General features: G+C 64.1%; 18 protein-coding genes. 10 read left to right on the forward strand and 8 right to left on the reverse strand.

What is annotated here, in order from left to right; all coding sequences use genetic code 11:
• Window positions 1–3: 3 nt before the first annotated feature.
• Together ffh and FGE21_RS14930 are read right to left on the reverse strand one after the other, a co-directional pair.
• Complete coding sequence (gene ffh / locus FGE21_RS14925) at window positions 4–1539, reverse strand: signal recognition particle protein (protein WP_139664186.1); 1536 nt, start codon at window positions 1537–1539, stop codon at window positions 4–6.
• A gap of 390 nt (window positions 1540–1929) precedes the next feature.
• A complete protein-coding gene (locus tag FGE21_RS14930) occupies window positions 1930–2511 on the reverse strand; it encodes an FMN-dependent NADH-azoreductase (RefSeq protein ID WP_139664188.1) in 582 nt (193 codons plus the stop codon).
• Window positions 2512–2641: 130 nt separating this feature from the next.
• On the opposite strand from FGE21_RS14930, the gene FGE21_RS14935 reads away from it, so the two are divergent.
• Window positions 2642–3520, forward strand: coding sequence for a LysR family transcriptional regulator (locus tag FGE21_RS14935; protein WP_139664289.1), 879 nt, complete (start codon window positions 2642–2644; stop codon window positions 3518–3520).
• Complete coding sequence (locus FGE21_RS14940; RefSeq protein ID WP_176695453.1) at window positions 3520–4446, forward strand: DMT family transporter; 927 nt, start codon at window positions 3520–3522, stop codon at window positions 4444–4446. Before FGE21_RS14935 ends, FGE21_RS14940 begins: the two co-directional genes overlap by 1 nt.
• 98 nt (window positions 4447–4544) lie before the next feature.
• Here the strand turns inward: FGE21_RS14940 and FGE21_RS14945 are convergent, their stop codons facing one another.
• Window positions 4545–4886 (reverse strand): helix-turn-helix transcriptional regulator, encoded by a 342-nt coding sequence (locus FGE21_RS14945; protein ID WP_139664190.1) that lies wholly within the window; start codon window positions 4884–4886, stop codon window positions 4545–4547.
• Window positions 4887–5292: 406 nt separating this feature from the next.
• On the opposite strand from FGE21_RS14945, the gene FGE21_RS14950 reads away from it, so the two are divergent.
• The 6 genes from FGE21_RS14950 (at window position 5293) to FGE21_RS14975 (ending at window position 8971) form a co-directional block, all read left to right on the forward strand.
• Window positions 5293–5634: an AtpZ/AtpI family protein gene (locus tag FGE21_RS14950; protein WP_139664192.1), complete on the forward strand. Its 342-nt coding sequence runs from the start codon at window positions 5293–5295 to the stop codon at window positions 5632–5634.
• 38 nt (window positions 5635–5672) lie between these two features.
• Entirely contained in the window at window positions 5673–6476 is an 804-nt protein-coding gene (locus FGE21_RS14955; protein ID WP_139664194.1) for a F0F1 ATP synthase subunit A, read from the forward strand.
• 68 nt (window positions 6477–6544) lie between these two features.
• A complete protein-coding gene (locus tag FGE21_RS14960) occupies window positions 6545–6769 on the forward strand; it encodes a F0F1 ATP synthase subunit C (protein WP_005636439.1) in 225 nt (74 codons plus the stop codon).
• Window positions 6770–6855: 86 nt separating this feature from the next.
• Window positions 6856–7422, forward strand: a complete 567-nt coding sequence (locus FGE21_RS14965) for a F0F1 ATP synthase subunit B' (protein ID WP_139664195.1) — start codon at window positions 6856–6858, stop codon at window positions 7420–7422.
• Between the two features lie 4 nt (window positions 7423–7426).
• Window positions 7427–7984, forward strand: coding sequence for a F0F1 ATP synthase subunit B (locus FGE21_RS14970; RefSeq protein ID WP_139664197.1), 558 nt, complete (start codon window positions 7427–7429; stop codon window positions 7982–7984).
• 174 nt (window positions 7985–8158) lie between these two features.
• Window positions 8159–8971 carry a phosphate ABC transporter ATP-binding protein gene (locus FGE21_RS14975; protein WP_139664199.1) on the forward strand — a complete coding sequence of 271 codons (813 nt, stop codon included), beginning with the start codon at window positions 8159–8161 and terminating at the stop codon, window positions 8969–8971.
• Window positions 8972–9079: 108 nt separating this feature from the next.
• On the opposite strand, the gene FGE21_RS14980 is transcribed toward FGE21_RS14975, so the two are convergent.
• The gene (locus FGE21_RS14980) at window positions 9080–9847 is read right to left on the reverse strand and encodes a FadR/GntR family transcriptional regulator (RefSeq protein ID WP_139664201.1); all 768 of its coding nucleotides are present in this window, start codon (window positions 9845–9847) and stop codon (window positions 9080–9082) included.
• Window positions 9848–10001: 154 nt separating this feature from the next.
• Here FGE21_RS14980 and FGE21_RS14985 point away from each other — a divergent pair, with 154 nt between their 5' ends.
• Window positions 10002–11216 (forward strand): PLP-dependent aminotransferase family protein, encoded by a 1215-nt coding sequence (locus tag FGE21_RS14985; RefSeq protein ID WP_139664203.1) that lies wholly within the window; start codon window positions 10002–10004, stop codon window positions 11214–11216.
• A gap of 128 nt (window positions 11217–11344) precedes the next feature.
• Entirely contained in the window at window positions 11345–14800 is a 3456-nt protein-coding gene (locus FGE21_RS14990) for a chromosome segregation SMC family protein (RefSeq protein ID WP_139664205.1), read from the forward strand.
• 109 nt (window positions 14801–14909) lie between these two features.
• Here FGE21_RS14990 and FGE21_RS14995 read toward each other — a convergent pair whose 3' ends face one another.
• From FGE21_RS14995 to FGE21_RS15010, 4 genes are all read right to left on the reverse strand, one after another.
• Window positions 14910–16109 carry a lytic murein transglycosylase gene (locus FGE21_RS14995; protein ID WP_139664207.1) on the reverse strand — a complete coding sequence of 400 codons (1200 nt, stop codon included), beginning with the start codon at window positions 16107–16109 and terminating at the stop codon, window positions 14910–14912.
• Window positions 16110–16150: 41 nt separating this feature from the next.
• Entirely contained in the window at window positions 16151–17062 is a 912-nt protein-coding gene (gene cbiB, locus FGE21_RS15000) for an adenosylcobinamide-phosphate synthase CbiB (protein ID WP_139664209.1), read from the reverse strand.
• Window positions 17059–18111 carry a threonine-phosphate decarboxylase gene (locus tag FGE21_RS15005; protein ID WP_255731605.1) on the reverse strand — a complete coding sequence of 351 codons (1053 nt, stop codon included), beginning with the start codon at window positions 18109–18111 and terminating at the stop codon, window positions 17059–17061. Before FGE21_RS15005 ends, cbiB begins: the two co-directional genes overlap by 4 nt.
• A 149-nt stretch (window positions 18112–18260) precedes the next feature.
• On the reverse strand, window positions 18261–19235 hold the full coding sequence (locus tag FGE21_RS15010; protein WP_139664211.1) for a glutathione S-transferase family protein: 975 nt from the start codon (window positions 19233–19235) through the stop codon (window positions 18261–18263).
• Window positions 19236–19378: the final 143 nt, after the last annotated feature.

Raw genomic sequence — 19378 nt, forward strand, 5'->3', positions numbered from 1 at the left:
GCGCTACTTTTTCTTGCCAAAACCGGAGAGGCCACCGGGCAGCCCCATGCCGCCACCGAGACCGCCGAGACCACCGGGAAGGCCCTTGCCGCCGCCCAGGGCCTTGGCCGCAGCCTCCAGCGCCTTCGGGTCCATCTGGCTCGGGTCCATGCCGCCGGGCAGACCGCCGGCCATGTCGGGCATGCCGCCTTTGCCGAACATGCCTTTCATGGCCTGTTTCAGCATCGAGCCTTTGCCCATCTTGCCCATTTTCTTCATCATGTCCGCCATCTGGCGGTGCATTTTCAACAGCTTGTTGAGGTCAGAGACCTCCATGCCCGAGCCCGCCGCGATGCGCTTCTTGCGGCTGGCCTGCAGCAAGGCGGGGTTGGCGCGTTCCTTCTTGGTCATCGACTGGATCATGGCGACCTGGCGTTTGATGGCGCGATCGTCAAAGCCCGAATCCTCGACCTGCTTGGCCATTTTCCCCATGCCGGGCATCATCTGCATCATGCCCTGCATGCCGCCCATCTGCAGCATCTGTTCCAATTGCATGCGCAGGTCGTTCATGTTGAACTGACCTTTCATCATGCGCTTCATCATGCGCTCGGCCTGTTCGGCCTCGATGGTGTCCTGTGCCTTCTCGACGAGCGCCACAATGTCGCCCATGCCAAGGATACGGCCCGCAATCCGGTCCGGCTCGAAGGTCTCGATGGCGTCCATCTTCTCGCCGAGGCCGACAAAGCGGATCGGCTTGCCGGTCACCGCGCGCATCGACAGCGCCGCACCGCCACGGCCGTCGCCGTCCATCCGCGTGAGGACCACGCCGCTGATGCCGATCTTGGCGTCGAATTCCTCGGCAACCTCGACGGCGACCTGACCGGTCAGCCCATCCACCACCAAGAGCGTTTCGCGCGGGCTGACCACGCGGGCGACATCCTCGACCTCCTGCATGAGGACTTCGTCGATCTGCAGGCGGCCCGCGGTATCGAGCATATAGACGTCATAGCCGCCGAGCGCAGCCTGCTGCTTGGCGCGTTTGGCGATATCGACGGGTTTCTGCCCCGGCACGATCGGCAGGGTGTCAACGCCGACCTGCTGGCCAAGCACGGCAAGCTGATCCATCGCCGCCGGACGGTAGACGTCCAGCGAGGCCATCAGGACCTTCTTGCCTTCTTTTTCCTTCAGCCGTTTGGCCAGCTTGCCCGTGGTTGTCGTCTTGCCGGAGCCCTGCAGGCCGACCATCAGGATCGACGCGGGCGGATTGTCGATCTTGAGCGCGCCGGGGTCGCCTTCACCGCGCAGGGTCTCCACCAGCGCGTCGTGCACGATCTTCACAACCTGCTGGCCCGGGGTCACCGATTTGGTGACCGCCTGACCGGTGGCGTCTTCCTGCACCTTCTTCACAAAGGCGCGCGCCACCGGGAGCGAGACGTCGGCTTCGAGCAGGGCGACGCGAACCTCGCGCAGGGCGGTTTTGACATCGTCGTCGGACAGGGCGCCCTGTTTGGTCAGCCGGTCAAAGACACCGGACAGGCGTTCGGATAGATTTTCAAACATGCCCTCTCGGCCTCCTTTGCCGGTTTAAAACGCGTGCCCCACATGTAGGGGGCGGTGGAACGATGCACAATCATCCCCGGTCAGTGACACCACAATAGGGTGCCGGATGGGAACGATCCAAACAGTATTGCCCCCACGGGCGCAACGCGCTGGTGGAGGGCGATCCCCGGTATCAGCCGAGGACCGGAAGTCACAAGAGGCTTCCGGAGTTGCGAGGGACGTACCCCCGCTACACTCAGGAGTCAAGTCAGGCTTTGCCCGGCAGTGCTGGCCGTACGGGCAGTTCAGGCAGTTCAGGCAGGTCGGGGGGCACGGGCTGCGCTCGTGTCCCAACCGAGCCCGTGATCAAAGACCACCACGGGCTCTTGGCTTCGGGCAGGACGACCCGGATCAGGCAGCCAGGCCGGCGATCTCGTCCTGCGCTTTTTTGGCGGAGCCGTCAGGGTCCAGAGCCTGTTGGTCGGCGGCCACGATGTCTACATTGGTGATCCCGATGAAGCCCAGCATATGGCGCAGGTAGCGGCTGGCGTAGTCGGCATCGGACCCGGCCGCGACGCCACCGGAGGCAACCACCAGAATCGCGCGCTTTCCTGTCAGCAGACCTTCGGGACCGTTTTCCGTATACTGAAAAGTCAGCCCGGCGCGGGCAACCTGATCGATCCAGGCCTTCAGCGTCGTGGGCACGGTGAAGTTATAGATCGGGGCGCCGATGACGATGGTGTCGGCGGACTGCAGCTCTGCGACCAGAGAATCGGACAGGGCGAGCGTCGCCTTTTGCGCATCGCTGCGCTGGTCGGCCGGCGTGAAATTGGCCCCGACCCAGGCCTCATCCAACAGCGGCAACGGTGTGGCAAGATCCCGGCGGATCACCTCTTTTGCGCCGAGACGCTCCACCACCTGTGCGGTGAGGTCGCGGGTCACGGACCCGGTGAGGCGGGCGGAGCTGTCGATATGCAGTACGGTCTGTGCCATTGTCTTGGTCCTTGTGCAGCAGAAATATCTGTGTCTGCGTCAAGAATGAGTATTTGCATCCGCGAACACAATTTGTGATATTCAACAGGAGCTGTGCGTGTCCGCGCAGAGCGTCATCGCGGGGGTCAGGTTGGAAAATTGGGATGAGGTGCGCACCGCCTATCAGGTCGCGCGACTGGGTACGGTGAGCGGCGCGGCGGAGGTGCTGGGCGTGCATCATGCGACCGTGATCCGCCATATTGACGCGATCGAGGCCAAGCTGGGCGTGAAACTGTTCCAGCGTCACGCGCGCGGCTACACCCCCACCGAGGCCGGCCTGGATCTGTTGCGGGTGGCGCAGGCCACGGATGATCAGTTCAGTCAGCTGGTCGGGCGCCTCAAGGGGCAGGGGGATGAGGTCTCGGGCGAGCTGGTCGTGACCTCCCTGACCTCGATGGCGCCGATGCTGGCGCCCGCCCTGTCGGATTTCCAGAAGATGCATCCTGAACTGGTGATCCGCTACCTCACCGGCGAGCGGCTGTTTCGTCTCGAATATGGCGAGGCCCATGTGGCCCTGCGCGCAGGCGCCGCGCCGGAGCAGCCGGACAATGTCGTCCAGCCGTTCCTGGGGCAGCGGCTGGCGCTCTATGCCTCCCGCGATTATGTGGAGCGCTATGGCATGCTGAACGGGGTGGAGGACATGGTGAACCACCGCTTCGTTGCCAGCGACAATGAAAACACCCGCGCCCCCTTTGAGCGTTGGCTGCGCGCGAATATTCCCGCCAGCAACATCGTATTCCGCTGTTCGGATGCGGTTGCGGTCCATCAGGCCATTCACGCCAGTGCGGGCATCGGGTTCATCTCCCTGTGGGAGGCCGCATGCCGGTCGGAGCTGGTGCAGATGATGGCGCCGATGGACGAATGGACAGGCCGGATCTGGCTGGTGACCCATGTGGATCTTCACCGGACCAACAAGGTGCAGAGCTTCGTACGGTTCCTGAAGGACCGGGCCAGGGACTGGCCGCAATAATGACCGCCGACACCCCGTCCGGCCGGGCCAGGGTGCCGCTGGCCGCTGACCACAAGGGGCACCTTGCGATGCTGGCCTTCTCGGCGCTGGTGGCGGGGTCATTCTCGCTCGGGGCAATGGTGGCCAACGAGATCACCCCGGCGGCCCTGAATGCGGCCCGGTTTGGTCTCGCGGGCGTGCTGATCGGGGCGGCCTCGGCGCTTGGACCGGGGCTGCGACGGGCGCATTTCGCCGCGCCATGGCGGTATCTGCTGCTGGGCGGGGTCTTCGCGATCTACTTTGTGCTGATGTTCTACGGGCTGCAGACCGCCGCACCGGTGAGCGCGGCCGCGGTCTTTACCCTGACGCCGGCCATGAGCGGCCTTTTCGGCTGGCTGCTGTTGCGACAGGTGACGACGCCCCGCATGGCGGTGGCTTTGGCCATTGGCGGGGCGGGGGCGATCTGGGTGATCTTCCGGGCCGATATCTCGGCTGTTCTGGCGTTCGAACTGGGCCGCGGAGAAGCGATCTACTTCGTCGGCTGCGTCGCCCATGCCCTGTATACGCCGATGGTGCGGAAGCTGAACCGGGGCGAGCCGGCGCTGGTTTTCACCTTCGGGATGCTGGTGGCGGGGGCGCTGGTCCTGATCCTCTTTGGCTGGCGGGATCTGCGGGCGACCGACTGGACCGGGTTGAAGCCGATTGTCTGGATCGGACTTTTCTATCTGTCCTTCTGTGCGTCGGCTTTTACCTTTGTGCTGCTGCAGTTCGCGACCCTGCGCCTGCCCTCGGCCAAGGTGATGGCCTATACCTATCTGGTGCCCACATGGGTCATCCTGTGGGAAATCGCGCTGGGTGGGGCCTGGCCCGCTGGTCTGATCCTGTTCGGCATCGCACTGACCATTGTCGCGCTACTGCTGCTGCTGAAGGACGAGAGCGGCCCCTGACCGACCAACTGCTGCGGGCGCAACGGGGGGGGGCTGGTCCGCGCCGGACGCTCCGGACTGGCCTGCGCGGGGCGCCAGGACTGGCCTGCGGCAGGGCGCTAGGGCTCATCCGCCGGGGGCGCGGCGAGTTCGCTTTCCAGAAACCGTTCGAACGCATCGAGGTTCACCGGCTCGAACTGACCAAATCCCTGCATCCACACCGAGGCGGCTCGCAGGGCGTCGGGCTGCAGCTTGCACCACTTCACCCGCCCGCGCTTCTCCTGCGCGATCAGCCCGGCGCGGGACAGGATCACCAGATGTTTCGAGATCGCCGCCAGCGACATGTCGAAGGGGTCGGCCACATCGGTGACGGCCATGTCGTCTTCCAACAGCATGGTCAGGATTGCCCGCCGGGTCGGATCGGCCAGGGCCGCAAAAACGGTGTCGAGGGTTTCGCTCATGGGGGACAGTCCTAAACCGCCGACCACGGGCCGGCAATCCCGAACTCCTTGGCGCAGGCGCCATCACCCGGTGCGACGACCGGACCCGATACCGCGATACCGGGCCCGGGTCTTCTGTCGCTGCAATCGGCGCGGCTGTCTGCCATCCGTCCGGGCGTTCGACGCGGCGGTCCCGTCCCTGGGGGCGGTGGGGTCTTTTTCAAGATCAACCGGATGGTTGAATATGGCATTTGCCTCAAATTGCAGGCCCGCACCGGAAACCCGTTGGCTGAGCCAGAGAGGGAGCTTGGGTTTGTGCCTTGAAAATAAACGATAAATTCAAGTTTTCACCGGAGGATATGCGCAATTGACTCTCAGCGGGGGACCGCTTAGCAACAGGCTCAGATTTCGTGTGAGGATGCGTCCGTTGATCGACGATGACCAAAAGCAGCGCATGGCGCAGCTGGAGGAAAAGCTGGCTGCCGCCAAACAGGCGCATGAGGAGCCGGCGCCCCGCGCGGATGAACATTATTCGATGGCCAATCAGGCCTGGCGAATGGTGACGGAATTGGTGGCCGGTCTCGTGATCGGCCTCGGCATCGGATACGGGTTGGATGTCCTTTTGGGGACGATGCCCATCTTCATGGTGCTGTTTATAATGCTGGGTCTGGCCGCCGGGGTGAAAGTAATGCTCCGCAGCGCACGCGAGATCCAGGACAAGCAAATGGCCGAGGCGGAAAAACACGCCGACGCTGATAAAGACGTATGAATGCCGGGCTTCGGGCCGGCGACAGGAGAAGCGGAACGATGGGCAAACTGGTCTTTTACGTAGCTTTGGCTCTGGTTGTTGTCTCGGGTGTGCTCTTCGCCCCGGAACATGCGGGTCTGGCCATCCATCCGATGGATCAGTTCACCGTCGAGGCGCTGTTTGGCGGCGCGCACGTGGCCTGGTATACCCCCACCAACGTGACGCTGTGGATGTTCCTGGCCATCGGCGCGATCTTCGTTCTGCTGGTGCTTGGCTCTGCCAACCGTGGCATCGTCCCCTCCCGCGCCCAGTCCGTGGCCGAACTCGCCTATGGCTTCATCTACAAGATGGTCGAAGACGTCGCTGGCAAGGACGCGGTGAAATTCTTCCCCTATATCATGACACTGTTCATGTTCATCGTGACCGCGAACTTCCTCGGCCTGATCCCGATGAGCTTCACCACCACCTCGCATTTCGCCGTCACCGGCGTGCTGGCGGTCATCGTCTTCGTTGCCATCACCGTGACCGGCTTTGTGCTGCACGGCGCCAAGTTCCTCGGCCTGTTCTGGGTGAGCTCCGCGCCGCTGGCTCTGCGTCCGGTTCTGGCCCTGATCGAGGTGATCTCATACTTCGTGCGCCCCGTGAGCCTCTGCATTCGTCTGGCAGGCAACATCATGGCAGGCCACGCGGTTCTCAAAGTTTTCGCAGGATTTGCCGGGGCGCTCGGTTTCGCCTCCTTCCTGCCGATCTTCGCTATCAGCGCCTTTTACGCGCTCGAAGTTCTCGTGGCCTTCATCCAGGCCTACGTGTTCACCATTCTGACCTGCGTCTATCTCAAGGACGCGCTGCACCCGTCGCACTGATAACCCCGCACGGACTGCTGGTCTGAACTACCAATCTGCAACTTCCAAATCTGTAAGGAGATACTATCATGGAAGGCGATCTCGCATACATCGGCGCTGGCCTGGCTGGCATGGGTACTGGTATTGCTGCTCTGGGTGTTGGCAACGTTGCTGCTAACTTCCTGGCAGGCGCGCTGCGCAACCCGTCTGCGGCTGCGTCCCAGACTGCAACCCTCTTCATCGGCATCGCATTCGCAGAAGCTCTGGGCATCTTCTCGTTCCTGGTTGCTCTGCTGCTGATGTTCGCCGTCTAAGACCTTCGGAAGCTTTTTCCTTACGGCCGGGCGGAGCGCGATCTGTGCGCCGCCCGGTGTAACGGCAAGTTCCATAGGAGGACGACATGGCAACCAATACGCATGACGCAGGTCATGGAGCTGCCGACGCGGCGCATGGTGCAGCAGATGCTGCCCACGGTTCTTCGGGCATGCCGCAGCTGGACTTCTCGACCTACGGAAACCAGATCTTCTGGCTTCTGGTCACGCTTGTCGTGATCTATCTGATCCTGTCGCGCGTTGCGCTGCCTCGTATCGCAGCGATCCTGAACGAGCGCCAGGGCACCATCACCAACGACCTCGCCGCGGCAGAAGATCTGAAAGCCAAGGCACAAGAGGCCGAAAACGCATATAACAAGGCTCTGGCAGATGCCCGCGCCGAGGCACAGCGTATTGCCGTTGAAACCCGCGCCGAAATTCAGGCCGGTGTCGATGAGGCAATCGCCAAAGCGGATCTGGAAATCTCGGCCAAGGCTGCAGAATCCGAGGCCGCCATTGCCGAAATCCGGGCTTCTGCTCTGGATAGCGTCAAAATCGTCGCGTCCGACACTGCCTCTGCGCTGATTGCGGCGCTCGGTGGCAAGGACGATGCCAAAACCATCGCGGCTGCGGTCGCCGAACGGACGGAGGGCTAAGATCATGCGTGTTACTCTTGCACTGGCTTTGACCCTTGCCTCTGCCGCGCCTGCCTTCGCAGCCGGCGGGGGGGCCAACCTCGGCAACACCGACTTTGTCGTTATTCTCGCGTTCCTGCTGTTCGTTGGCATCCTGCTCGCTGCCAAAGTGCCATCCATGATCGGCAAACAGCTCGACGGACGTGCGGAAAGCATCAAGTCGGAACTGGAAGAGGCGCGGGCGCTTCGTGAGGAAGCTCAGACACTTCTGGCATCTTACGAACGCAAGCAACAGGACGTTCAGGCTCAGGCGGACCGCATCGTTGCGAATGCACGCGCCGAGGCCGCTGCCGCTGCCGACCAGGCCAAGGCCGATCTCGAAGCCTCTATCGCGCGCCGCATGGCTGCTGCGGTGGAACAGATCGCGTCTGCCGAGGCCTCTGCCGTCAAAGAGGTGCGCGATCGTGCCATTACCATCGCCATCGAGGTCGCCGATCAGGTGATTTCCAAGCAGATGACCGCGACCGAAGCGAACAAGCTGATCGACGCGGCCATTCAGGAGGTCGACGCCAAGCTGCACTAAGCCGCTTGACCGTTGAAATCTATCTCAAAAGCCCCGGTGGAAACGCCGGGGCTTTTGCATGGGGGCTTTTGCGTGCGGCCATGAATTTTTTATGACAGTTTTGCGTTGCGACGTGATCGATTAACGCTCTTGTGCCACTGCAGGGAAAACCAATAGCCCCAAGGCAGTCTGCACATGTTTCATCCGCTCCCCTTCCATCAGCAAATGAAAGCCTCCGGCCCCGCTGAGGCGCCCGTCATGTCGTTGCGGGACTTCAGTCTTTCGCTGGATCAACGGGCGCTGCTGTCGGGGCTGACGTTTGATCTGTTCAAGGGCGAAGTGCTGGGGCTCATCGGTCGGGCGGGATCGGGCAAAACGGCCCTGTTGCGCGCCATGTGCCGTCTGCTGGACGAGAGCCGTGGAATTGCCACCAGCGGCGCACTGATGTTCGGTCAGCACGACGTCTACGGTCGCGCCTGTGACCTCCCCGCCGTGCGCCGCAGGGTTGCCTTCGTGCCGCAGCGCGCCAACCCGTTCCCGACCTCAATCTGGGACAATATCGCCTATGGCGCGCGCTTGCATCGGGTGGCCATGGACAAGCCCTCGATGGCGGAGCTGGTCGAGACCACCTTGCGCCGGTGCCTGTTGTGGGAGGCGCTGCGCGACGATCTTCACCGCAAACGGGGCACCGATCTGCCGATCCATCAGCAGCGCCTGTTGTGCATCGCCCGAAGTCTGGCAATCCAGCCGCACGTTCTTTTGCTGGACCGGCCGACGGGATCGATCGACCGCATGGAGCTGGAGCTCCTGAACCGGCTGGTGGACGATCTGAAAACGGATCATACGCTGGTTCTGGCCACCTCGACCCTGTCTGAAACGGCGCAGGTGGCCGACCGCGTGGCCTATATGGAAGCGGGCAGCATTGTCGAGATCGACAGCGCCGAGATGATCTTTACCGCGGCCCTGAACGCGGGCACGCGCGCCTTCATCGACAGCATCGGGATGTGACGTTTTCACAGGGCAGGGCGGCCCGGAGGCGGCAACGCGGCGCGTGGGGGGTGCGGGGGGCGCAGGGATGCCCGGTACTGCGCCCTCGGCTGAGGGCCTCAGCTCTTCCTAGCGGTTGCGCTCATGCTGCAACCGCTGGGCCGCGATCTCTGCATTGCGGTTGGCCCGGATCTGCTCTTCCAGCGCTTTCTTGACGTAGTCCAGGTGGGTCTCCACCGCGTGGCGTGCGGCTAGCGGATCGCGGTCCTGAAGGGCGGCATTGATGGCGCGATGCTGCTCCAGCAGCGCCTCGCAGGTGGTGTGCTGGCGGAACATGATCTGCCGATTGTAGAACACGCCCTTGCGCAGCATATCGAACATGGAGCGCATCATATGCAGCATGACCACGTTGTGGCTGGCCTCCAGTATCGCGGAGTGGAATTGCGCATCGAGCTCTGCGGCGTCATCGGAGTGCCCGGGATCACCCGCCTGTGTCATCTTGTCAAAGATCGCCTGAATGACCTCCAGATCCGCATCCGATGCAAACCGGGCGGCACGTTCCGCCGCGAGACCCTCCAGATCCCGGCGGAAGGAGAGGTAGTCGAACACCGCTTCGTCATCGCTGGCGAACAGCTGGATCAGCGCCGGCGAAAAGGCCGACCCCAGAACATCGGCGACAAACACGCCGGATCCTGCACGGCTGACCAGCAGGCCGCGCCCCTGCAGCTCGGTCAATGCGTCGCGCAACGAGGGTCGCGACACGCCAAGCCGGTCGGAGAGTTCGCGCTCCGAGGGTAACCGCTCGCCCGGCCGCAGGATGCCACGCAGGATCAGCTTTTCGATCTGGCGCACGACTGCAGCCGAGAGCTTTTCCGGCTGAACTTTTTGAAACGGCATTCGAAACCCCCGCGCCCTGAATTGGTCAAAGTACATGACCACTTTGTGCGCCCACTCGCAAGATCACGAAGGTTGAAATAATAGGTCAGCACTGTTGACATTATTTTCCGTTTCCTATCCGTTGCACGCAGATCGACGAAAGGAAATATCGGAAATGGCACTCCCTGCGCAATTTGCAACACGAATGAGCCGCATGAAAGCTTCGGAAATTCGCGAGCTGCTGAAGTTGCTGGATCAGCCCGGCATGCTGTCCTTTGCGGGTGGGATACCCGACGCCGCGTTTTTCCCGGCCGAGGCTTTCGCCGGCGCGTTTCAGGATGCGCTCTCGCCCGGCCGGCAGGCGCAGTCGCTGCAGTATTCGGTGAGCGAGGGCTACCTGCCGCTGCGACAGTGGATCGTGTCGCATATGGCGCGGCTCGGCGTGACCTGCCGGCCCGAAAACGTCTTGATCACTTCTGGCTCGCAACAGGCGCTGGATTATCTCGGCAAACTCTTCCTCAGCCCCGGCGACACGGCATTGGTCGGCTGGCCGACCTACCTCGGCGCGCTTGCCGCCTTCAATGCCTATGAGCCCCGCTACGACCGGCTGCGGGTCGGCGAGAACCGGTCCCACGCTGAGTATGCCAGCGCCGCAGAGGCTGCGGGCGGGCGGGTCAAATTCGCCTATCTCAGCCCCGACTTCGACAATCCCACCGGGCTGACGCTGACGCCGGCCGAAAGGTTGCAGGTTCTGGACACGGCGGCAGCGCTCGATTGCGCGGTGATCGAGGACGCGGCCTATCAGGGGTTGCGCTACGATGGCGACCCCGTGCAGCCGCTGCTGGCGCTGGAACAGGCGCAAAAGGCGGGCGATCTGGAGGCCTGCCGGACGATCTATTGCGGGACCTTCTCGAAAACCCTGTCGCCGGGCCTGCGGGTCGGCTGGGTGGTGGCCTCCACCCCGGTGATTTCCCAATTGGTGCTGATGAAACAGGCGGCCGACCTGCATTCCCCGACCCTGAACCAGATCGCGATCCATCAGGTGGCCGATGCGCTCTTCGATCCCCACACCGCAGCGCTGCGAGAGGCATACCGCAGTCGTCGTGATGCGATGCTGGCGGCCCTGCAGGATCACATGCCGCCCGGTGTCAGCTGGACCCGGCCGGAGGGTGGCATGTTCATCTGGGTCACCCTGCCCGAGGGGCTGAATGCCGCAGCCCTGCTGGAACGGGCGCTGGCCGAGGAAAAGGTGGCCTTCGTGCCCGGACAGGCGTTTTTTGCGGATGGGTCTGGCGAGAACACGCTCCGGCTGAGCTTTTCCAACAGCCAAGAGGCCGAGATTGCCGAGGGTATGACGCGACTGGGCCGCATCCTGACATCCGCGAACTGAATCGGGGTTATCCACAAGATATGGTGGCGCAGCGTGAAGGGAAGTCCCGATTTTGCGGTCTGCCCCGTTGACTCCCAGCCCGCGAGCCGCTGTGATTTCTGGCGACGGAATCACTTGAAAGGACGCTCTTGCGGTTCTCCAAACTCAGGCTGACTGGCTTCAAAAGCTTTGTGGACCCCACCGACCTGATCATCTCCGATGGTCTCACGGGCGTTGTGGGGCCAAACGGCTGTGGCAAGTCGAACCTGCTGGAGGCGCTGCGCTGGGTGATGGGCGAAACCCGCGCCAAGGCGATGCGCGGTGGCGGGATGGAGGATGTGATCTTTGCGGGCACCGCCTCGCGTCCGGCCCGCAATTTCGCCGAGGTCAGCCTGCAGATCGACAACTCGGAACGGCTGGCGCCATCGGGATTCAACGAGGCCGACCAGCTCGATATCGTGCGCCGCATCACGCGCGACGTCGGCTCCGCCTACAAGGCAAACGCGCGCGATGTGCGGGCCAAGGACGTGCAGATGCTCTTTGCGGATGCCTCCACCGGTGCCCATTCGCCGGCTCTGGTCCGACAGGGGCAGATTTCGGAACTGATCAATGCCAAGCCCAAGGCCCGCCGGCGGGTGCTGGAAGAGGCGGCCGGTATTTCCGGTCTCTATCAGCGCCGCCACGAGGCAGAGCTGAAATTGCGCAGCACCGAACAGAACCTGCTGCGGGTGGACGATGTCATCGAACAACTGGCCAGCCAGCTGGGGCAGTTGGGGCGGCAGGCGAAACAGGCACAGCGCTACCGCGAGATTGGCGAAAAACTTCGGCTTGCCGAGGGGACGCTGCTGTATCGCCGCTGGCGCGAAGCGGACGATGCCCGGGCCAGCGCCGAGGACGACCTGCGCACCCGCGTGACACAGGCCGCCAAGGCGGAGGCACTGGCCCGCGCCGCTGCGGTTCAACGCGCCGACGCCGAAGAGGGCCTGCCACCGCTGCGCGAGGAAGAGGCGATCGCAGCGGCGATCCTGCAGCGCTTCGTGGTGCAGCGGGATGCCCTGTCCGATCAGGAGGCGCAGGCCCGCCAGAGCATTGAGCGTCTGAACAACCGGATCCAGCAGCTCGGCAATGACATCGACCGTGAAACCGGCCTCAACAAGGACGCGGGCGAGACCATCGAGCGGCTGGAATGGGAGAAGCGGGAACTGGCCAAGGCGGGCGAGGGCCACGAGGACCGGATGGAGGAAGCCGCAGAGCTGGCCAAGGACTCCGCCGTGATCCTGCAGACGGGCGAGGATCACCTGTCGCAGGTGACAGAAGATGTCGCGCGCCTCGCCGCTCGCCACCAGTCCGCCCAGAGATTGGTCGAAGATTGCCGCCGTGCGCTGGACCGGGCGGAGGGGGAAGGCGCACGGGCGCAGGCCGCCATGGGCCTCGCGCGGGAGGCGCTCGCCGGATCGGAAGAGGCCTTCGAGACCGCGGTTGACGCCGAGGAAGAAGCGCGCGAAGCCGCTGAAATGGCCGAAGACGCGCTGGCCGAAGCGGATGAGCTGCGCACGCAGACGCAGGCCCATGAGACCGAGGCTAGGGCGCAGCGCTCCGAGGCAGAAGGCGAGCTTGGTGCCCTCAGGGCCGAAGTCACGGCGCTGGCGAAACTGGTGGAACGCGACACCGCCGAGGGCGGGCAGATCATGGACGACCTGCGGGTCACACCGGGTTATGAAAAGGCGCTTGGGGCCGCTCTGGCTGACGATCTGCGGGCGCCCTTGGCCGATGAGGACGGCCCGACCGGCTGGCTTCATCTGCCGGCCTATGCACGCGACATGCCGTTGCCCGACGGCGCGGATCCGCTGGCAAAGTATGTGGACGGGCCAGAGGCGCTCTGGCGGCGGATTTCACAGATCGGGGTTGTCGATCCGGACAGCGCGGCGCGCCTGCAGCCGAGCCTGCAGCCGGGTCAGCGGCTGGTGACGCTGGAGGGCGACCTGTGGCGCTGGGACGGCTATCGGTCCTGGGCGGAGGATGCACCCTCGGCGGCGGCGATGCGGCTGGAGCAGATGAACCGGCTGGAGGCGCTCAAGCAGGACATGGCCCACGCCAATGCCCGCACGGAAGGGGCGCAGGCTGCGCATGAAACCCTGATGCGCAAACTGGAGGAAGTGACCCGCGCCGATCAGGCTGCCCGCCAGGCCCGCCGGACCGCTGACCAGCGGGTGGCCGATGCGGCACGGGCCCTGAGCCGGGCCGAGGCGGAGCGCAACCTCGCCGAGGGCAAGCTGGAGAATTTTGGCATCGCCGTCGCCCGTCACGAAGAAGACGCGATGACCGCGCGTTTGCAGCTGAAAGAGGCCGAAACGGCGCAGGCTGGGCTGGGCGATCTGGCCGAGGCCCGCGCCCGGGTCGAGGATATCAAACACAGCGTCGAGGCGGCCCGGATCACCATGCTGTCCCATCGGTCGGCGCTGGATGAGCTGCGCCGCGAGGGCGAGGCCCGCACCAAGCGGGCGCAGACGGTGACAAAGGAAATCTCCGGCTGGCGGCACCGGTTGGAGTCGGCCGACAAGCGGATTTCGGAGCTGGAAGAGCGCCGCGAGACCAGTCTCGAAGAGCTGGAGGATGCGATGGCCGTCCCCGGTGAAATCGCCGAGATGCGCGAAGAGCTGAATGACCAGATCGCGGAGGCGGAAACCCGCAAGTCGGAGGCCACAGAGGCGCTTGTTGTCGCCGAGGGGGTCCTGCGGGAGGCGGTCCACACCGAACGGGAGGCGGAGCGCCTGGCCTCCGAGGCGCGCGAGGCCCGGGCCCGCTCCGAAGCCCGCACCGAGGCCGCCCGAGAGACCGTTGACGCCACTGCCGAGCGGATCTCGGAAGAGATGCAGCTTGCGCCGGAGGAGCTTCTGGAGACGCTCGGCGTCGCCCCCGAGGACATGCCCACCGCCGAGGAATTGGAGATCGAGGTCAACCGTCACAAGCGCCAGCGCGACGCGCTGGGGGCGGTGAACCTGCGGGCGGAAGAAGATGCCCGCGAGGTGCAGGAAGAATACGACACTCTGGTGGCCGAGAAACTGGACCTCGAAGAAGCGGTCAAGACCCTGCGCTCCGGTATTGCCAGTCTCAACCGGGAAGGGCGCGAACGGCTTCTGACGGCCTTTGAACAGGTGAACAGCTCCTTCACCATGCTGTTCACCCATTTGTTCGGCGGCGGCGAAGCGAACCTGCTGATGGTCGAGAGCGATGACCCGCTGGACGCCGGGCTGGAGATCATGTGTCAGCCACCGGGCAAGAAACTGTCGACCCTGTCGCTTTTGTCGGGCGGTGAGCAGACCCTGACGGCGATGGCGCTGATCTTTGCGGTCTTCCTGTCGAACCCGGCGCCGATCTGCGTGCTGGACGAGGTCGACGCGCCGCTGGATGACGCCAATGTGACCCGCTTTTGCGATCTGCTCGACGAGATGTGCCGCCAGACAGACACGCGGTTCCTGATCATCACCCACCACGCGGTGACGATGGCGCGGATGGACCGCCTGTTTGGCGTCACCATGCAGGAAAAAGGGGTCAGCCAGCTGGTCTCTGTCGACCTGAAAAAGGCCGAAGCATTGGTGGCCTGAGGGTGAACTGAGGGTGGGCTGAGGTCGCCTGAGCCTGTCCACCGGACCGTCCTCAGGCCCGGAAAAGAGACCCGTCGCAGAGAATGCAGAGAATACTGTCGCCGAGAGGCTACAGCGCCCGCAGGAGCGCCTCGGTCGGCCAGGCATCCGCAGGCATCCCGAGACGTTTCTGTTCCGCCTGCACCGCTGCCCGGGTGTTTGCCCCGAGAATACCGTCCACAGCGCCAACGTCATGACCACGGGCCTGCAGACGCCGCTGCAGCTCCTTCATCTGCGCGCCCGATAGCCCGGCTTCGGGCGTGCCTGCGTCATAGACGGCCGCTCCGCTCAGGCGCGTGGCAAAGTAGGCGGCGGTCAGCACATAGGTGAAACTCTGATTCCATTCGAAATAGACGTCGAAATTCGGATAGGCGAGAAAAGCGGGCCCCCTGTGCCCCTGGGGCAGCAACAGCGAGGCCTTTGCATCCTTCATCGCAAAATCCCCCTGGCGGGGCGTCACGCCCATGGCGGCCCACTCGGAGACCGGGGTCTTGTAGGCGGGGCCGGATCGGGCCACATCCATTCCTGCGGGGATCGTCACCTCCTGCAGCCAGGGTTCGTTCGGCCGCCACCCCAGCCCGGCAAGCATGCGGGCGCCGGACATCAGCGCATCGGCGGCAGAGGTCTTGAGCGTCACATGGCCGTCGCCGTCCGCATCCACCCCATGTTCAAGAATATCCCCCGGCAGCATTTGCACCATGCCGATTTCACCAGCCCAGGCGCCGGTGGTGCGGGCCGGATCGAAATCCCCCTTGCGGTAGAGCTCCAGCGCGGAGAAGATCTGGGGTCGGAACAATTCCGGGCGGCGGCAGTCATGGGCCAGCGTCACCAAAGCGTTGCGCGTGTTGAAATCCCCCTGAAACGCGCCGTAATCGGTCTCAAACGCCCAAAAGGCCAGCAACACGCCGCGATCAATCCCGTATGTGGTTTCGATCCGGTCGAATATCCTGTCGAACTCTTCTGATTTTCGCAGGCCCCGGGTCAGGCGGTCCTGCGAGATGAGGCGGCGCGAAAATTCAATGAACGGTTTCTGGAAAACGCCCTGTGCCCGGTCGGCGCGCAGAACCTTCGGGTCCTGTGCAACGCCCGCAAAGAAGCCGTTCACGGTGTTGATGGAATAGCCCGCGGTGACGGCCTCGTCCTTCAGGTGGCGCACGAAATCCTGAAACGCCCCCCCGCAGGCGGCGCTCGACAGGCCGGGGATGGCGGCAAGTGACGCAATCAGGGCGATGCGGTGCAGGACCGCTTTGGGGCTTGTCAGCGCACGCATGGCCGTCGTCCTTTGGTTGGGGCAATCGGGGCAGAGACTATCTAGAACAGCAGGGCCAATGCAACCGTCAGCAGAAGGGCAAGGGCCCAGGATTTCCACAGAACCTCGGTGCATCTGTCTATGGCGTGGGCATCGGCGCTTTTGCTGCCCGCCTCATTGACCCAGGCGAAGCTGCGCAGTTCACCCTCGTAGGAGCGGGGGCCGGCCAGCGCCACGCCGAGGGCCCGTGCCATCGCCGCTTCGGGCCAGCCTGCGTTGGGAGAGCGGTGCTTGCGCGCATCGGTTGCGATCTCGCGCCAGTCGCGGCCACAGCCGGATACAATGGCGATCAGGGCGGCGCTCAGCCGGGCCGGGACCAGGTTCAAAAGATCGTCGAGCCGGGCCGCTGCCCAGCCGAATTCCTCATAAGTTTCGGTGCGGTAGCCGATCATGCTGTCGGCGGTGTTGATCAGTTTGTAGACCAACAGCCCCGGCAAACCGCCGATCAGGAACCAAAAGGCAGGCGCGATCACCCCGTCCGAGAAATTCTCGGCACCGCTTTCGATGGCGGATCTGGCCACCTGCGGCCCTGTCATCTGTTCGGTGTCGCGGCTGACGATCCGGGCCACCGCAGCGCGTCCCTCGGGCAGGGTCAGGCGCAGCCCGGCCGCGACCTCCTGCACATGGGTGATCAGCGAGCGATGCGCGATCAGAATGGCCGCGATCAGCAGCGAGACCAGCCCACCGAACCACGACAGGATCCAGCCGAGGATCAGCCCGCTGAGCACCAGCACGCCGACGGCGATCACGCCGTTGCGCCGCCGTCCCTCGCCGTCATTCAACCGGTCGTCCAATCTCTGAACCAGCCGGCCCATCAGAACCGCAGGATGCGGCAGCCGGGACCACAGCCATTTGGGCTCTCCAAGGGCGGCATCAAGGATCAGGGAGGGGATCAGCAGCAGGGCGGTGCTCATGCGAGGGCGGTCTCCAGTTGGCTCCAGCGCGACTCTGGTGGCAGGCCCAGGCGCAGGAAGCGGGTGGAATAGGGGAAGATGCGGCTCCAGATGTGGGAGCGGGCCAGGCGGATCTGCCAGATGTGCGCATCCTCCACATCGTAGAGCCGGAACAGGTCGGTGCCGCCGACCGTCTGCGCGCCTGCCGCCTGCATCAACTGGTCGAGACGCGAGGCCCCATCCGCCAGTTGCAGGCGCGTTGCCGCCGCCCAGTCCTGATCCCGGAGCGCATGGGTGCCGGTCCGCAGCGCCGGGCCGGACACGGGCCAGGGTCCCATGGCGGCGCTCAGACCTGCGATCAGCTCCGGGTCGCCAATCGCAAACCCAAGCCGCAGACCAGCAAGGCCCCAGAATTTGCCAAAGCTCTTGAGGATCACGGTGCCGGGTGTCGCGGCCCGGGCGATCAGGCTCTGATCCGGGCAGATATCGCAGAAGCTTTCGTCAATCACGCAAAACGGGGCGCGCAGCTCATCGGCCAGCCACAGCCGTCCGTCCGGGTTGTTGGGGTGGACCACGACCTGTGCCTCGGTCGGGCCTTCATCGCGGATCTGCCAGCCAAAGGCGTCAAAGGCGGCCGCATGTTCATTATAGGTCGGGGTGGTGATCCGCACGGTGCCGGCCTGACGCAGCGCCGGAAGGCGGGCAATCAGCGCCGAAGCTCCGGGCGCGGCCAGAATGGCGGCTTCGGGCGGGACCTGCCAGAACGCCCGCGCCGCATCGATCAACGCATCCTGCGCCGCGCTGTCGGGCAGGGCAGTCCAGTCTTCGGTCCGCATCGGCGGCAGGGGGTAGGGGGCCGGGTTGATCCCGGTGGAGAGGTCGATCCAATCCTCGCGGCTGCCGCCGAACCGGGCCATCGCGGCACAGAGGTTGCCCCCATGGTCGCGTCCCCGCCCGGCAGCGCCGCCCTCGGTGGCGGAGGTCTCGGAAAACGGCGCCAGAGTCTGCACCTGAGTCTGCACCTGAGTTTGCATCTGGGATGGCGGGGCGGTGATGTGGCTTTCTGCCATGGGGGGACGGCCCTGTATCATATGCGGTTGCGCGCAGGATATGTCCCAGCCCGCCCGATAAAGCAAGCGTGGCGGCTGGGTCGCCCCCTGCCGCCGGAGTTGCCGCCAACCTGCCGCCACGCGTGCTGTCGCGGCCGCGTGATCCGGGATCAGCCCCGATTGTGAGGCGCGGTCCAGTCGAGAACAGGATTGATCGGCAGGATGCGGTTTGGATTGATGGTGTCGTGGCTGTAGTGATAGTGGCGCACGATATGCGGCATGACGACGGTCTCGGCCACGCCGGGCATCTGATAGAGCGCGCGCGTGTAGGCCCAGAGGTTGGGATAGTCGATCAGCCGCCGGCGGTTGCATTTGAAATGCAGATGATACACCGGATCGAAGCGCAACAGGGTGGTGAACAGCCGCCAATCGGCCTCTGTCAGCGTGTCGCCAAGCAGATACCGGTGCTGGCTCAGCAGGTCCTCAAGCCAGTCGAGACTGTCAAACAGCGGCACGACTGCGGCGTCATAGGCCTCCTGCGTGGTGGCAAACCCTGCTTTGTAGACGCCGTTGTTCACGGTATCATACACGCGCGCGTTGATCGCTTCGATCGGCTCGCGCAGGCTTTCGGGCCAGAAATCCAGCGTGTTGCCGGTGATCCCGTCAAAGGCCGAATTGAACATCCGGATGATGTCGGCGCTTTCATTGCTGACAATGGTGTTCTGCTCCTTGTCCCAGAGCACCGGGACCGTGACCCGCCCGGAATAATTCGGATCCGCCTTGGTATAGATCTGATGCATGAGGTCAAAGCCGAACAGGTCATCCCCGGTGGCGCCCTCGGCATCTTTTTCAAACGTCCACCCCTTGTCGAGCATGTCGGGATGGACCGCCGATACGCTGATATGGTCCTCCAGCCCCTTGAGCTTGCGGAAGATCAGCGTCCGATGCGCCCAGGGACAGGCGTAGGACACATAGAGATGGTAGCGGCCGCTTTGCGCTGCGAACCCTGTCTGACCGTCCGGACCTGCACGGCCGTCAGAGGTCAGCCAGTTGCGAAACTGCGCCGCCGAGCGCTTGAACGCGCCGCCCTGCGATTTCGTGTCATACCAAACATCTTGCCATTCGCCGTCAACCAGCAGTCCCATCCGTCGCCCTCGCTCTCCATTGCATGTGACAAAGGATAGGCAGCGAGGGAGGGCTCGGCCACCCATGCCCATGCGCAGCACCTCTGCACCGGTGCACAGTATCGCCGTATAGTGCCCCCATACAGTGCAGACACAGGGGCCTG

Origin of the sequence: Phaeobacter sp. B1627, from assembly GCF_006265095.1 — a bacterium.
Taxonomy (GTDB): domain Bacteria; phylum Pseudomonadota; class Alphaproteobacteria; order Rhodobacterales; family Rhodobacteraceae; genus Epibacterium.

Coding starts and splice junctions, on each gene's coding strand:
- ffh (WP_139664186.1), bottom strand. CDS start 1,539: ATGTTTGAAAATCTATCCGAACGCCTGTCCGGTGTCTTTGACCGGCTG.
- FGE21_RS14930 (WP_139664188.1), bottom strand. CDS start 2,511: ATGGCACAGACCGTACTGCATATCGACAGCTCCGCCCGCCTCACCGGG.
- FGE21_RS14940 (WP_176695453.1), top strand. CDS start 3,520: ATGACCGCCGACACCCCGTCCGGCCGGGCCAGGGTGCCGCTGGCCGCT.
- FGE21_RS14945 (WP_139664190.1), bottom strand. CDS start 4,886: ATGAGCGAAACCCTCGACACCGTTTTTGCGGCCCTGGCCGATCCGACC.
- FGE21_RS14955 (WP_139664194.1), top strand. CDS start 5,673: ATGGGCAAACTGGTCTTTTACGTAGCTTTGGCTCTGGTTGTTGTCTCG.
- FGE21_RS14960 (WP_005636439.1), top strand. CDS start 6,545: ATGGAAGGCGATCTCGCATACATCGGCGCTGGCCTGGCTGGCATGGGT.
- FGE21_RS14965 (WP_139664195.1), top strand. CDS start 6,856: ATGGCAACCAATACGCATGACGCAGGTCATGGAGCTGCCGACGCGGCG.
- FGE21_RS14970 (WP_139664197.1), top strand. CDS start 7,427: ATGCGTGTTACTCTTGCACTGGCTTTGACCCTTGCCTCTGCCGCGCCT.
- FGE21_RS14975 (WP_139664199.1), top strand. CDS start 8,159: ATGTTTCATCCGCTCCCCTTCCATCAGCAAATGAAAGCCTCCGGCCCC.
- FGE21_RS14980 (WP_139664201.1), bottom strand. CDS start 9,847: ATGCCGTTTCAAAAAGTTCAGCCGGAAAAGCTCTCGGCTGCAGTCGTG.
- FGE21_RS14985 (WP_139664203.1), top strand. CDS start 10,002: ATGGCACTCCCTGCGCAATTTGCAACACGAATGAGCCGCATGAAAGCT.
- FGE21_RS14995 (WP_139664207.1), bottom strand. CDS start 16,109: ATGCGTGCGCTGACAAGCCCCAAAGCGGTCCTGCACCGCATCGCCCTG.
- cbiB (WP_139664209.1), bottom strand. CDS start 17,062: ATGAGCACCGCCCTGCTGCTGATCCCCTCCCTGATCCTTGATGCCGCC.
- FGE21_RS15005 (WP_255731605.1), bottom strand. CDS start 18,111: ATGGCAGAAAGCCACATCACCGCCCCGCCATCCCAGATGCAAACTCAG.
- FGE21_RS15010 (WP_139664211.1), bottom strand. CDS start 19,235: ATGGGACTGCTGGTTGACGGCGAATGGCAAGATGTTTGGTATGACACG.